The organism is Chryseobacterium taeanense (assembly GCF_900099685.1).
Taxonomy (GTDB): Bacteria; Bacteroidota; Bacteroidia; order Flavobacteriales; family Weeksellaceae; genus Chryseobacterium; species Chryseobacterium taeanense.
In genome coordinates this window covers 289,400-304,674 of record NZ_FNDW01000002.1, presented here as the reverse complement: position 1 = coordinate 304,674, position 15,275 = coordinate 289,400, and the positions used below count along the sequence as shown (strand labels likewise).

10 protein-coding genes are annotated in these 15,275 nt (G+C 38.1%); all 10 read right to left on the bottom strand.

Annotated features, from left to right (window positions below):
• Nucleotides 1–372: 372 nt before the first annotated feature.
• The 10 genes from ilvA to BLR30_RS04330 all read right to left on the bottom strand — a co-directional run bounded on the left by ilvA (nucleotide 373) and on the right by BLR30_RS04330 (nucleotide 14,957).
• The gene (gene ilvA / locus BLR30_RS04375; protein WP_089855341.1) at nucleotides 373–1,635 is read right to left on the bottom strand and encodes a threonine ammonia-lyase IlvA; all 1,263 of its coding nucleotides are present in this window, start codon (nucleotides 1,633–1,635) and stop codon (nucleotides 373–375) included.
• A 35-nt stretch (nucleotides 1,636–1,670) separates the two neighbouring features.
• Entirely contained in the window at nucleotides 1,671–3,155 is a 1,485-nt protein-coding gene (gene ilvC / locus BLR30_RS04370) for a ketol-acid reductoisomerase (RefSeq protein ID WP_089855338.1), read from the bottom strand.
• A gap of 87 nt (nucleotides 3,156–3,242) precedes the next feature.
• A complete protein-coding gene (gene ilvN / locus BLR30_RS04365; RefSeq protein WP_089855336.1) occupies nucleotides 3,243–3,833 on the bottom strand; it encodes an acetolactate synthase small subunit in 591 nt (196 codons plus the stop codon).
• Between the two features lie 199 nt (nucleotides 3,834–4,032).
• On the bottom strand, nucleotides 4,033–5,772 hold the full coding sequence (gene ilvB / locus BLR30_RS04360; protein ID WP_089855333.1) for a biosynthetic-type acetolactate synthase large subunit: 1,740 nt from the start codon (nucleotides 5,770–5,772) through the stop codon (nucleotides 4,033–4,035).
• Nucleotides 5,773–5,797: 25 nt separating this feature from the next.
• Complete coding sequence (ilvD, locus tag BLR30_RS04355; RefSeq protein ID WP_089855330.1) at nucleotides 5,798–7,480, bottom strand: dihydroxy-acid dehydratase; 1,683 nt, start codon at nucleotides 7,478–7,480, stop codon at nucleotides 5,798–5,800.
• A gap of 72 nt (nucleotides 7,481–7,552) precedes the next feature.
• Nucleotides 7,553–8,461, bottom strand: a complete 909-nt coding sequence (gene ilvE / locus BLR30_RS04350) for a branched-chain-amino-acid transaminase (protein WP_089855326.1) — start codon at nucleotides 8,459–8,461, stop codon at nucleotides 7,553–7,555.
• A gap of 516 nt (nucleotides 8,462–8,977) precedes the next feature.
• Complete coding sequence (locus BLR30_RS04345; RefSeq protein ID WP_089855323.1) at nucleotides 8,978–10,426, bottom strand: TolC family protein; 1,449 nt, start codon at nucleotides 10,424–10,426, stop codon at nucleotides 8,978–8,980.
• The gene (locus BLR30_RS04340; RefSeq protein ID WP_089855320.1) at nucleotides 10,413–13,529 is read right to left on the bottom strand and encodes an efflux RND transporter permease subunit; all 3,117 of its coding nucleotides are present in this window, start codon (nucleotides 13,527–13,529) and stop codon (nucleotides 10,413–10,415) included. The genes BLR30_RS04345 and BLR30_RS04340 overlap by 14 nt, the downstream gene beginning before the upstream one ends.
• 18 nt (nucleotides 13,530–13,547) lie before the next feature.
• Nucleotides 13,548–14,636: an efflux RND transporter periplasmic adaptor subunit gene (locus BLR30_RS04335; RefSeq protein ID WP_089855317.1), complete on the bottom strand. Its 1,089-nt coding sequence runs from the start codon at nucleotides 14,634–14,636 to the stop codon at nucleotides 13,548–13,550.
• Between the two features lie 60 nt (nucleotides 14,637–14,696).
• Nucleotides 14,697–14,957 (bottom strand): hypothetical protein, encoded by a 261-nt coding sequence (locus BLR30_RS04330; protein WP_089855313.1) that lies wholly within the window; start codon nucleotides 14,955–14,957, stop codon nucleotides 14,697–14,699.
• Between the last annotated feature and the right edge of the window lie 318 nt (nucleotides 14,958–15,275).

Genomic DNA, 15,275 nt, shown 5'->3' with positions numbered 1-15,275 from the left:
CATTAACTGATAGACATTAACGGAGAAAATTTAAAAACAGATGGTCATTTAGATCATCTGTTTTATTTTATGTTAATATAAAAATCTTAAAATAATCAATATATTTACAGCTATACAGACCATTTGGATACACGAGTAAAAGAGACGCTTTTACGAAGGCTACGAACGTAGTTCAGTTCGTTTAATCTACTTTAAAAACTCAAATGGCAGCGCAGAAGTTCTTGAAGAAAACAACTACTACCCTTTCGGGATGAAGCACGGTGCTAATTTCATTTCATCGGGTAATTCTTCTTACAAACACCGGTTGAAATGACTACAAAGCAAAGTAAACGGTATTGGCAAAAATATTCAAAACGTTTGTCCTTACTGTTTTCAAACCATCATATTCAAAATATCGGGATTGTCATTAAGATAAGATTTAAAATAGCCCAATTCCTGCATCCTTTGTTGTAAACCAGAAAATTCGGATGGGTCTGGTAATTCTATTCCGACAATTGCTAAAGCAGTTTCCCTGGAATTCTTCTTGGTGTATTCAAAATGAGTGATATCATCATTAGGGCCCAGTACATTCAATACAAAATCTTTTAAAGAACCCGGTCGTTGTGGAAACTTTACCATAAAATAGTGCTTCAGTCCATTGTAAAGCAAAGCACGCTCTTTAATTTCTTCCATCCTTGTAATATCATTATTACTGCCGCTAACGATACAAACTACATTTTTCCCTTTAATCTGATTCCTATATTGCTCCAGCGCTGAAATCGATAAAGCGCCTGCCGGTTCCAAAACTATCGCATCTTTATTGTACAACTGAAGAATCGTATCACAGACTCTGCCTTCATCTACAGGAATACAGCCGCTAAGTGCATTCTTACAAATCTCAAAAGTCAAATCCCCTACTCTTTTTACTGCGGCACCATCCACAAAACCATCGACTTCAGGCAATTCCGTATTAAGATTATTATCAATCGAAATTTTCATAGAAGGCGCACCTTTCGGCTCTACTCCGATCAATTGAGTATCTTTTGATAATTCCTGAAAAACCGTGGCAATTCCGGAAGCCAAGCCTCCTCCACCGATTGGCATAAAAATATAATCCAACATTTCCTTCTGCTGCTCAAGAATTTCCAGTGCCAGAGTCCCCTGCCCTTCAATAATCTGAACATCATCAAAAGGATGGATAAAAGCCGCTCCGAAAGCTTTCGCAAAGTCAAGAGCAGCATTTTTTGAGGCATCAAATGTGTCTCCCACCAGCCTGATTTCCATAAAGTTTCCGCCAAACATCTCCACCTGCTCAAGTTTTTGTTTTGGGGTTGTTACCGGCATAAAAACCGTTCCCTTTATCTGAAGCTGTCTGCACGAAAAAGCCACTCCCTGAGCATGATTCCCGGCACTGGCACAGACAATTCCGGCAGAAATTTCACCCTGGTCAAAAAGACTTTTGATTTTATTATAAGCCCCTCTTAATTTATAAGATCTCACCGGTTGCAGATCTTCTCTTTTAAGAAAAATATGGGCTTCGTACTTTTCTGACAGCCTTTGATTATACTGTAAAGGAGTGTAATTTACAACATCTTCAATATTTTTCCTAGCCTCTTTTACTGCTTCTAAGTTTGGGAATGTTAGGGTTTCGTTCATCTACATATATATTTACAGATTGGTTAATTTTTATTCTATTGATCCCTTCGGATAGATTTCATCGCTGTCATAGCTTTACGAAGTTTATGACCTACAATTTCTACAGGATGATTTCTCAAAATATCATTTACATAAACCAATTGTGCATTATCAGCCGAAGCATCTTTTCCTTCATTAAAATTTTTACCTGCTACATCAACATCCACTTTTTTCATAAAATCTGCCAGCAAAGGTTTACAGGCCTGATCGAAAAGATAGCAGCCATATTCAGCGGTATCGGAAATCACACGATTCATCTCAAACAGCTTTTTTCTCGCGATGGTGTTTGCGATCAGCGGAGTTTCGTGAAGAGATTCATAATAAGCTGATTCTGCTTTGATGCCTGCTTCTACCATCGTTTCAAAGGCTAACTCTACTCCAGCTCTGATAAATGCTGACATCAGAAGGTAATTGTCAAAATATTCCTGTTCTGCAATTTTTATATCGCCTGCCGGCGTTTTTTCAAAAGCCGTTTCACCTGTTTCAGCACGCCATTTTAAAAGGTTGGCATCGCCGTTTGCCCAGTCTTCCATCATGGTTTTGGAGAATTCGCCGGAGATAATATCATCCTGATGTTTTTGAAAAAGCGGACGCATAATATTTTTTAATTCCTCAGAAAGTTCAAAAGCTTTCAGTTTGGCAGGGTTCGAAAGTCTGTCCAGCATTCCGCTTACACCGCCGTGCTTCAAAGCCTCTGTGATAACCTCTACCCCATATTGAACCAGTTTGGAAGCGTAACCTGCATCAATTCCTTTTTCCACCATTTTATCAAACGAAAGAATAGAACCGGTTTGCAAAAGTCCACACAAAATCGTCTGTTCGCCCATCAAATCAGACTTCACTTCTGCCACGAAAGAGGATTTCAAAACACCTGCCCTGTGGCCGCCAGTACCAGCACAATATGCCTTTGCTTCTGTCCAGCCTTTTCCCTGAGGATCATTTTCGGGATGAACAGCAATCAGTGTAGGCACCCCAAAACCACGCAGATATTCGGCACGAACTTCAGAACCCGGACACTTTGGAGCGACCATAATCACTGTAAGATCTTTACGGATCTGCATTCCTTCTTCCACGATATTGAATCCGTGAGAATAGGATAATGTTGCCCCTTCTTTCATCAAAGGCTGAACCGCATTGATTACCGAAGTGTGTTGCTTGTCAGGCGTTAAATTGATGACCAAATCCGCAGTGGGAATCAGTTCTTCATAAGTTCCGACCCTGAAATTATTTTCGGTTGCGTTTTTCCAGGAATCTCTCTTTTGGTCGATTGCCTTCTGACGTAATGCATAAGAAACGTCCAATCCGCTGTCTCTGAGATTAAGTCCCTGGTTAAGTCCCTGCGCGCCGCAACCTACAATTACGATTTTCTTTCCTTTTAGTGCAGAAACACCGTCAGAAAACTCTGAACTATCCATAAATTCCGCCTGTCCTAACTGATGCAACTGGTCTCTGAGTGATAAGGTATTGAAATAATTTGCCATTATATTATAATTGATAAATGATTATTGATAATTGATTTTGTTTGAATTTTGAATATTTGCTCAAAACTATTTTGAATTATTTAATAATTACATTGTGAAAACGTCTTCCCGTTTATTGAGATATTCGTTTTCTACTATTTCAGCGGAAGGTTCTCTTCTTTCGAATTCGAGAACTTTTTCATGGATTCCGGCACTGTTTTTAATAATTGCGATTCGTGCTCCCCGTACAAATTCGATGAGTCCATATTTATTAAGTTCTTCAGTCAACCGGTCAATTTCTTCACGGTGTCCTGCTGTTTCAAAAACGATATAATCCTGACGAATCACCACCGTAGAAGCGCCGTACTGACGGAGTAATCTTTCTACATAAACTTTTTCTGTCACGACATTTGCCGGAACTTTATAAAGAGCCTGCTCCTGCCATACAATCTCATCATCGGTATTGAAATAGGCTTTCAGAACATCAATTTGTTTTTCTAATTGACGGCAGAGTTTTTTTACAACTTCTTCAGTTTCATTAATAAGAATTGTAAACCTGTGAATACCTTCCACTTCGGAAGGTGACGTGTTCAAACTCTCGATATTAATTTTTCTCCGTGAGAAAATTCCTGATATTCTGCCGATTAATCCGACTGAATTTTCGGTGTATAAGGTGATGGTAAATTCTTGTTTTTCCATAAATGTTTAAGTAAAAAGTTATAAGTAAAAATTCAAAATTTATAAATCTGAGCTTTTGTTCTTTATTATGCGTGCATAATCTATCTCTTGTATAAGAAAAATGATTTGTTTTGAAAACTGAAATGTTCTCTCTTTAATATCAAATATTTTATTACTCATTATTAATTTTGAATTATAACTTTTGAATTTTGAATTAAAATTATTTTAATCGAATTTCTGAAACCGAAGTTCCTTGGGCCACCATCGGAAAAACGTTATTTTCTTTTCCAACCATTACTTCCAACAGATAAGCACCATCATGCTTGAGCATTGTCTCTAAAGCCGATTTTAAATCTTTTCTTTCTGAGATTTTCTGTCCGTCGATGTAATAACCTTTTGCAACGGCTACAAAATCCGGGCTTGTGATATTTACAAAAGAGTAACGCCTGTCGTGGAACAGCTGTTGCCATTGTCTTACCATTCCGAGAAATTCATTATTGAGAATCAGAATTTTGACTTTAGCTCCGAATTGCATTATTGTTCCTAATTCCTGTAATGTCATTTGGAATCCACCATCACCAATGATCGCAACCACCGTTTTTTCCGGTGCGCCATACCAGGCTCCAATCGCAGCCGGCAAACCAAACCCCATTGTTCCCAACCCTCCTGATGTAACGCTGGATTTAGAATTATTGAATTGAGCATATCGACAAGCAACCATCTGATGCTGCCCAACATCGGTTGTGATAATGGCATCGCCATTTGTCAGCTCATTAAGAACTTTGATGACTTCTCCCATTTTCATTACATCAGTCGTAGGATTCAGTTCTTCTGTAATCACTTCTTTGATTTCTTCTTTTTCCAATTCCCGGAATTTTTCCAACCATTCTGAATGGTCATTTTCCTTAAGAAGAGCCGTTAACAATGGAAGTGTCTTTTTACAATTTCCCCAAACCGGAATGGTGGTTTTCACATTTTTATCAATTTCGGCCGGATCAATATCAAGATGAATAATTTTTGCCTGTTTCGCATATTTATCCAAACGACCTGTAACCCTGTCATCGAAACGCATTCCGACAGCAATCAAAACATCGCATTCGTTCGTCATTACATTTGGTGCGTAATTGCCGTGCATTCCCAGCATTCCGACGTGTAGTTTGTGGCTAGTTGGAAGTGCGCTCAATCCCATTACAGTCGCTGCAGCAGGAAGATTGATTTTCTCAATAAAAGCTTTGAATTCTTCTTCTGCTTTTCCTAAAATTATACCTTGCCCGAAAAGAACAAAAGGTTTTTTTGCCTGATTAATGAGTTCTGCGGCCTGCTCGATATATTCATTCCTGATTTCCGGTTCCGGACGATAACTTCTGATATGATTACATTTTTTATAACCGGAATACTCAAATAATTGTAACTGGGCATTTTTGGTAATGTCAATTAAAACCGGACCAGGACGACCTGTACTGGCAATATGAAAAGCTTTCGCAATTGCTTCCGGGATTTCCGTTGCATCAGTGACCTGATAATTCCATTTGGTAACCGGGGTTGTGATATTGATGACATCGGTTTCCTGGAAAGCATCGGTTCCCAAAAGCGAGGCAAAAACCTGACCTGTAATACAGACAATCGGGTTACTATCTATCATTGCGTCTGCTAAACCCGTTACCAAATTAGTTGCTCCCGGACCACTAGTTGCAAATACAACGCCTGTTTTTCCGGAAGTTCTCGCAAATCCCTGGGCCGCATGGATTGCGCCCTGCTCGTGTCGAACCAAAATATGTTTCAGCTTTTCAGAATAATCGTACAAAGCGTCATAAATTGGCATAATTGCGCCACCTGGATAACCGAAAACTGTGTCTACATTTTCCTGTAACAAGGCTTCTAAAACGGCTTTTGAACCGGATATTTCTACCGCTTTCTGCTTTTCAGCATCTTTATTTTTCTTTATTTCAAGCGTATTCATATTATTTTTCAATTTTACTTTTTAATTACAAATCAGTTACACAACCTTGTGATGCATCTGCCACAGATTTCGCGTATTTATACAACACACCGCTTTTTACTTTGTATTCAGGTTGTTGGAACTCAGCTTTTCTTTTGGTAATTTCTTCGTCTGACAACAATGCGTTAATGGTATTTTTTTCTGCATCTAACTCAATTACATCGCCATCTTTTATTAAACCAATCAAACCTCCGGCAAAGGCTTCCGGTGTGATATGACCGACCACGAAACCGTGTGTTCCACCGGAAAACCTTCCGTCTGTAATCAACGCAACATTTTTTCCTAAACCTGAGCCCATTAAAGCGGAAGTCGGTTTCAGCATTTCCGGCATTCCGGGTGCGCCTTTTGGACCTTCGTTTTTAATAACAACTACATTTCCTTCCTGTATTTTTTTATCTTCTATGCCTTTGATGAATTCTTTTTCACCATCAAAAACAATCGCTGTTCCTTTGAAATAAGCGCCTTCTTTCCCGGTAATCTTAGCCACAGAACCTTTCTCCGCAAGATTTCCATACATAATTCTGATATGTCCGGTTTCTTTGATTGGATTTTTGATATCGTGAATGATATTCTGCTGTCTGTCGATAATAGAAGTGACGTGTTCCAGATTTTCCGCAATTGTTTTTCCTGTAACCGTCAAACAATCACCGTGAAGCAAACCTAAATCTAACAGATATTTCATCACCGCTGGAACTCCGCCCACTTTGTGAAGGTCTTCCATCTGATATTTACCACTTGGTTTGAGGTCGGCTAAAAACGGTGTTTCGTCGCTGATTCTCTGGAAATCATCTAAAGTCAAATCGTAGCCGATGGATTTTGCAATGGCTATAAAATGGAGAACCGCATTGGTACTTCCACCCAGAATCATAATCAGCCTCAAAGCATTTTCGAAAGCTTTTGGCGTCATGATATCCGATGGTTTAATGTCTTTTTCTAAAAGAATTTTAATGTAATGCCCGGCAAACTGACATTCTTCTTTTTTTTCACGACTGAGAGCCGGATAAGATGAAGAATAGGGCAAACTCATTCCAAGCGCTTCGATTGCGGAAGCCATTGTATTGGCTGTGTACATTCCGCCACACGCACCCGCGCTCGGACAAGAATTCTGAATCACTCCCTGAAAATCTTCCTCGGAAATTTTGCCTGCGATTTTATTTCCCAACGCTTCGAAGGCTGAAACAATGTTCAAATCTTCACCTTTGTAATGTCCCGGCGCAATACTTCCGCCGTAAACCATTATCGAAGGTCGGTCGAGACGAGCCATCGCCATCAGAGAACCCGGCATATTTTTGTCGCAGCCTGGAACGGTAATCAGTCCGTCATAATATTGTCCTGCACAGACGGCTTCGATAGAATCTGCAATGATGTCGCGGCTTATGAGAGAATAGCGCATTCCGTCGGTTCCGTTGGTCATTCCATCACTGATCCCGATGGTGTGGAACATTAATCCCACCAAATTCTGGTCTTTAACTCCTTTTTTTACAATCTCGGCAAGTCCATTAAGGTGCATATTGCAAGTATTGCCGTCGTAGCCCATACTTGCGATTCCAATCTGTGCTTTGTCGAAATCTTCTTTCTGAAAGCCAATCCCATAAAACATAGCCTGCGTTGCGGGCTGTGTCGGGTCTTTGGTAAGCGTTTTGGAGTATTTATTTAAATTACTACACATATTTTTTCTGTGATATTTTTTGATAGGATTTCATCCTATCCTTTAGTAAGTCGTCCCTTCGGGACTCCATATTTATTTTTCTAAGATTAAATTTTCGGATTTCAGGTATAAATAATCTTCTTCCAGCACCAAATGACGATACGCTGTTTGAACTTTTGATGATAAACTGTCTTCCCAATTCAGTTTGAAAGGAATGTTATCCAAAGAATCCAATGCTACAATTTCGGCCGCGGTTCCACAGAAAAATCCGGCATCTGCGCCCTGCATTTCTTCTGGTTTGAAGAATTTTTCTTCATAAGAGATTCCAAGATTATCACAGATTTCAAAAACGGTTGCTCTGGTAATTCCTGGGAGAATATTGCCTTTTGCCGGTGTGAAAAGCTTACCATCTTGTTCGAAGAAGACATTAGCTCCGGAACTTTCTGCAACATTTTCATTTACATCCAGGACTAAGGCTTCATCAAAGCCTTTGTCTTTTGCTTCCTGACAAGCCAAAATGGAATTTACATAATGACCGCTCACTTTTGCTTCAACCTTGAACGCTTTTGGATTCGGGCGCTGGAAAGACGAAGTCATGATTCTCATTTTGTTGGTGAGATAGCCATTATCCCAGTTCCATACTTCGATTACCAGATAGCTTTTCTGTCCTTTTGAAAGGGACATATTCGGAGAAGAAATAACAATCGGACGAATATAAGCATTGCTTAGACGATTAATCTCTAAAAGTTTGTAGGTTGCTTCCACCATATCTTTAGTAGAATAGTCAAAAGGCATCATCATACTTTCGGCTGATTTACGAAGCCTGTCGTAGTGTTCCTCTGCTTTGAAAATTTTTATTCCGTTGGCTGTTTTATAAGATTTAATTCCTTCAAAAACCGAATATCCGTAATGTAAAGATTGACTGTACAAATCGGTTTTGGCATCTTTTGCTTTCACATATTCCCCATCAAAGAAGAGAACACTGTCGTCATTATAATACATTCTATAGTTATTTTAATTTTGTTCAGATTAGAAAATAAAAAAACCATTCCTTGATGAGAATGGTCTGTATTTTTTCATTACTTATCACAAGCCATACTCATCATCGGTAGCCGATAATAATAGAAATGACAATAATGATAATTGGGTTGTTCATTTTTTTATTTTACTATACAAATATATAAACTTTATTAACGGAATTTCAAAAAACAAGACGTAACTATACTGAATATTTAAAATATACGCATCATTTAACGATATCCAATAAAATAAAAACAATATGTAAAGTATTGATTATCAAATTATATAATTTGAAATAAATACGATGTCTAAAATTGTGTCTAAAGCTTTAATTTATATTTGCCAGCAGAGAAAAAAATGATAAAATCGATACGAATTTGTTGATTTAAACAAAAGAAATAAATCGAAATGTTAAAAGTTTTACAACTGAAGTAAAAAAATACGTCAAATGAAAGGTATCATTCGACGTATTTACGATAGAGAAAATCAATACTAAATCTATTCGACTCTGCCACCTAAAGCCTTAAACAGCAATACATTATTCCTTGTATTTTCATGCTGAAATTCTAGTAATGCCAGTTCTGCCTGAATCTTACTCTTCTGGGTATTAATTAATTCAAAATAATTGGCATACCCCGTAATGTAAAGATCATTGGAAACTTCTATTCCTTTATCCAGGAACTTTACTTCTTCCTGTTTCAAATCCAACACACGATGAAAAATTTTAGTTTGCTTCAGGATCGACTGAAGTTCATTGAATGCTGTGGTCACGCTTTTCTGATAGTTCAGAAATGCAATTTCCTGTTCGCTGTTGGCAATATTAAAATCATATTTCAATTGTCCTTTATTAAAAACAGGAACCATCAATCCTCCCAAAAGCTGTCCCGCCAAAGATGCCGGCTTAAACAGAGTTTCCGCAGAAAAAGAATTTAGCCCGAAGGTAGCGCCTACATCTATTCTCGGATAAAATGCTGCTCTTGCTGCTTTTGCATCTGCATGTGAAGCCTGTAAAGTATAATAATTTGAAACCACATCCGGCCTGGAATGGATTACGGCATCTACATCGATGTTTTTGTTGAGTATATCATAATTGGTATCCAAGAGTTTTTCACTTCTTTTGATATCATCTCCATAAACCCCTGTAAGCGTAGAAATTGCCTGCTTTACAGTCACAATCTCTACTTTTATATGTTCAATTTCCGCCAGCCAGTTGTTATTCTGTGCTTTAAACTGCTGTACTGCCAACTCGGTTACTTTTCCTACTTCTCTCTGCGCTTTGATGATTTCAAAGGCTCTTTTCTGCAAATTGTAATTATCCTGATAAATTTTAAGGCGCTTATCCAAAGTAATTAAATCATAATACAAATTGGCAATATCTGTAAAGAGGTCTGTCTGAATTAATTTTAGTCCTTCTTTTGAGGCTAAAAATTTGTTCTGTGCCGAAAGCTTTTTGTTTTTCAGTTTTCCCCATGCATCGATTTCCCAGTTACTTCTTGCGCCCATCCAGTAATTTGGCGTAAAATCCGTATTGATTTTCTGTTGTTCGGTAATGTTTGAGGAAAGGTTGGTATCATAGTTCCCCACTCCTTCCATTGTATATTTCCCGTAACGGTCGCCCGATATTACTGCGCCGACTTCCATCGAAGGCAGCAGCTGTGTTTTGGAACGTTTCAGGAAACTGTTGGCCATTTCAACTCTTTGCCGGGCAATTTTGAAATCAGGGTTTGCCCGTTTTACCTGTTCAAAAAGTTCCAGAAGATTCTCATCTGTGAAATATGTATTCAGATTAATTCCGGTAAAATCGCCATTACTGGGAATAGTTTCTGAAATATTAAGTGACGGAATTTCTTTTACTTCTTTTATAGTGGTTACTTTTGGAACGGCACAAGATGCTAATACTATTATTGCAGCACTCCAAAATACCGGTTTAAGTTTATTTCGTTTCATTCTTCTTTTTGTTTTCAAGGGTTGCGAAAAAAATATATAATCCTGGAATGATAATCAATCCGAAAACGGTTCCTATCAACATTCCTCCTGCAGCTGCAGTTCCGATGGATCGATTTCCAACCGCTCCGGCTCCTGAAGCAACACACAGCGGAATTAATCCTGCGATAAATGCAAATGAAGTCATCAAAATCGGACGAAGACGTTGTTTTGCTCCTTCAATGGCCGCGGGGATAATTTCATTTCCGTCTCTGTGGCTTGCGACGGCAAATTCTACGATCAGAATGGCATTTTTAGCCAGTAAACCAATCAACATCACCAATGCTACCTGTGCATAAATATTATTGTCTAATCCACAAACCAGTAATGCAAGGTAAGACCCGAAAATTCCTGTCGGAAGGCTTAATAAAACAGGTAGTGGAAGCAGGAAACTTTCGTATTGTGCCGCCAGCAGAAGGTAAACGAAAACCAGGCAGACCATGAAAATATAGACGGTCTGATTCCCTGAAAGGATTTCTTCTCTCGTCATTCCGGACCATTCAATTTCAAATCCTTTTGGCAGGCTTTGTTTTGCTACTCTTTCCACTGCTGCAATAGCATCCCCGGAACTGTAACCATCAGAAGCTTCACCATTAATCATTGCAGACATGTACATATTATACCGTGTTAATACCTCCGGTCCGTAAACTCTTTCGATGGTAATAAATGTTGAAAACGGAACCATTTCTCCTTTATCATTTTTTAAATATAAATTCAAAATGCTTTCAGGAGTGTCCCGATATTCCGGGCTGGCCTGAACCATCACTTTATACATCTGTCTGAATCTTATAAAATTGGTTGCATAATAAGAGCCCAACATTGTCTGTAGCGTCGACATCGCATTATCAACAGAAATGCCCTTTTTTGCTGCCATATCATAATCTATGTTCACCATATACTGGGGAAAAGTGGCATCGAAACTTGTAAAACTATTTTTCAGCTCAGGCGTTTCATTGAGTTTTTTTACAAAATCTTTCGTGATTTTATCTGTATTTTCGATAGTTCCTCCTGTCTTATCCAAAAGACGAAGCTCAAAACCACTTGTATTTCCAAATCCGGGAACCGTTGGTGGAGCAAAGACTTCAATTTCCGCATCTGAAATACCCTGAGTTTTTGCCGTCAGCTCTCTGATAAATTCATTTACAGATTTATTCCTTTCTTTCCAGTCTTTAAGATTAATCATGGCCATACCGTACGAGGATCCAGCAATTTCTGTTACCACACTGTACCCTGCAAGTGTTGTCACATTTTCTACTCCGTCTATTTTTTGAGCGATGGCTGTAATCTGATCAAGCACTTTTTCAGTACGCTCCACAGTTGCGCCTTGTGGCGTTGTCACACTTACATAAGCCATTCCCTGATCTTCCATAGGAATAAATCCTGAGGGCAAAAATTTGGATGCTCCCCAGGTTAATACAATAAATAATATCAGTAAACCAAAAGTTACGGTCGTTCTTGTCGCAAAGGTTGATAAAATTTTCACGTACCCTTTAGTTACTTTATCAAGTGAAGCATTGAATTTAATGAAAAACTTATCAGCAAGATTTTTCTTTTTATGATGTTTGAGAGGTTTTAAAAGTAATGCACACAAAGCCGGAGTAAGGGTTAATGCATTAATACCGGAAATCACAATACTGATGGCGAGGGTAAGTGAAAACTGGCGATAAAAAACGCCTACAGGACCATTCAGAAAGGCAACAGGTATGAATACTGCAGACATTACCAATGTAATCGCAACAACAGCTCCTGCAATTTCTTTTGTTGCAATGACCGTTGACTGTAAAGGGGTGAAACCTTCTTCCATTTTTACATGAACGGCCTCAACGACGACAATTGCATTATCTACAACAATACCAATAGCCAAAACTAAAGCGAAAAGCGTTAATAAATTTACCGAGAAATCAAGCATATTCATGAAGGCAAATGTTCCTATCAACGCAACCGGAACTGCTAAAACAGGAATTAATGTAGAGCGCCAGTCCTGAAGGAAAAGGAAAACTACGATCGCTACCAAAATGAACGCCTCGATTAATGTATGTAAAACCGCACTGATTGAAGCATCTAAAAACCTGGAAACATCGTACGCCAGATTGTAATTCATTCCGGGCGGAAAAGAATTTGCTTTTAGTTCAGCCATCTTATCTTTTACACTCTGAATAACTTCAGAAGCGTTGGAACCTGGCCGCTGTTTCAGCATAATAGAAGCGGAAGGCCTGCCATCGGTTTTTGAAACCATTCCGTATGTCATGGCACCAAATTCTACTTTTGCAATATCTTTCAGCTTTAAAATTGTTCCCTGCTCGTCTGCACGAATCGGTATTTCTTCATATTGTTTGGGTTCGAAAAATTTGCCTTTGTATTTTACAACATATTGCAGTTGTCCTGCTTTTTTTCCTGAAGATTCTCCTACTTTTCCCGGAGCGGCCGATATATTCTGCTTTTGAAGTGAAGTCACGATTTCATCTGCTGAAATATTGTACACTGCCATTTTCTGAGGGTCTAGCCAGACGCGCATTGAATATTCTTTCTGTCCCATAATTTCCGCCCGGCCTACTCCATCGAGACGTTTAAGCTCCTGCAGAACATTAATATCTGTAAAGTTGTAAATAAACTGCTCATCCTGACTGGTGTCTGCACTTGTAATGTTCAGATACATCAGCATACTGTTTACTTCCTTTTCGGTGGTTACTCCTGCTCTGATTACTTCTTCCGGCAGCTCATCCAGAATTGTTGTCACCCTGTTCTGAACATTCACTGCAGCTAAATCAGGATCGGTTCCTACTTCAAAGAATACCTGAATTAAAGTTAACCCGTCATTTGAAGTTACAGTCGACATATAGGTCATTCCCGGAACACCGTTGATGGCACGTTCCAATGGCAAAGCAACAGCATCTGCTGAAACTTCTGCATTGGCTCCTGTATATTTTGCGGTAACGGTTACTGATGGAGGAACTATATCGGGGAATTGTGTGATGGGCATTTTCGTAAGCGCCATAATTCCTACCAAAACAAAGACAATGGAAATTACCAACGAAAGTACCTTCCGCTTTATAAACATTTCTACCATAATTTGATTATCTAAGAATTAAAGCCTGTTTTTAATTTTGATTTCGTCACCATCTTTAAGCGATTGTGTCCCTTCATAAATGATAAGATCACCTTTTTTGAGTCCGCTTTCCACCAGATAAGAATCCTTAAGAGCGGTTCCTACCTTAATATTGGTCATTTTAACTTTATTATTTTTATCGACCAGGAAGATGTATGTTTTGTCCTGAATAGAAAAAGTAGATTTCTGTGGAATCATCAGTGCATTATTCTGCATTTCAGAGATTGTTAGTTTTCCGGAAGCACCGTGCTTAATTAAATGATCCGGGTTTGGAAACAGCACTTTATAACGGATTGAGCCTGTTTTTCTGTCAATCTCACTTTCAGCTGATTTTAATTTACCTTTATATTGATAAGCGACTCCATTGGGAAGTGTCAATTCAATTTTCTGGTGTTTTCCTAATTTATCATGAGCTATAAGTTCAAAATAGACATTCTCCGGGATTGAAAAATAGGCATACACTTCATCTAGCTGCGATAAAGTGGTAAGAAGAGTTCCGTTTGTCACGAGGCTTCCGTCTTTGTGCGGGATAACATCGAGAACACCATCAAATGGTGCTGTGACTGTTGTGAAACTTATCTTCTGCAGAACCGCTTTTCTTTCTGCATCTGCAAAGGCATTTTTAGCTTTCGCGGATGATAATTTTGCTTTTACAAGTTCAAGTTCATTATTAGCGACGAATTTTTTAGCATGAAGGCTTTCTATTTGTCTTAATTCAACCTCGGCTATCCGAACATCGGCCTGAGTCTGTTTAAGGGTAGCATTTGCTTTAAGAAGATCCATCTGTAATTCGGCATCATTAATCTTAAATAATGGCTGCCCTTTTCTTACCGACTGTCCTTCATTGACATATATTTTCTGGATAATTCCGTTCAGTCTTGAGCGGATTTCGACATTTCTTTTGGCTTGTATATCGGTAACAAACTGGTTGCTTACTGAAGTATTTTCTTGTTTGACTATATAAACGGGAACTTCTTTGCTGGTCTTATTTTTATTCTGTGTGTTTTTGCCACATGACATTGCGCATACTAATGCAAAAATGCACCAGATGGTACTTTTAATATTCATTATAGGGGATTTTATTACTAAAGGTTGACGAAAAATAAACTGAATATGGATCGTCTGATTTTAGAATAACTGAAGGAGATGGAGATAAGACTTTACAAAGCAATAAATTGTTTTAGAAAAAAAGTTCTTAACAATTATAAAGCTTTCAAAATAATGTCTGGAAGTTCTTTGACCGGTTTCTCCAATATCTGCGTGATTAAAAAACTTAGAAAAATTTTTGATATTGACCTGAACAGCCTTTACATTTTTGTAAGCTTTTGAAATAATATTATAGCCTTCCTGTGTTGAATATCTGGTAATCAGTACCTCCGCAATAGACATTTTAGTCCATTTCGAATTAAAAAGTGTAAAAAGTGTAAAAATATAAACAAATACTGAAGACCTAAATAATAACATTATACAGGATTTTGAAAGCTTTTTCTTTAAAAATGTGGATTTATACAAAGATAATAGGTTTAAATTTAATTTTTTTTTTATTAAAGTTAAATTTTTACTAAAATGTTTATTTGGTTTTTCTTGGAGAAAGTCAATTTAATCACATTGTATATTTTTAGACCAAAATATTCAGGAAAACATTGTTATGGTAAAACACCGATGCAGACGTTTCTAGATAGTAAACCTATGGCAAAAGAGAAATTA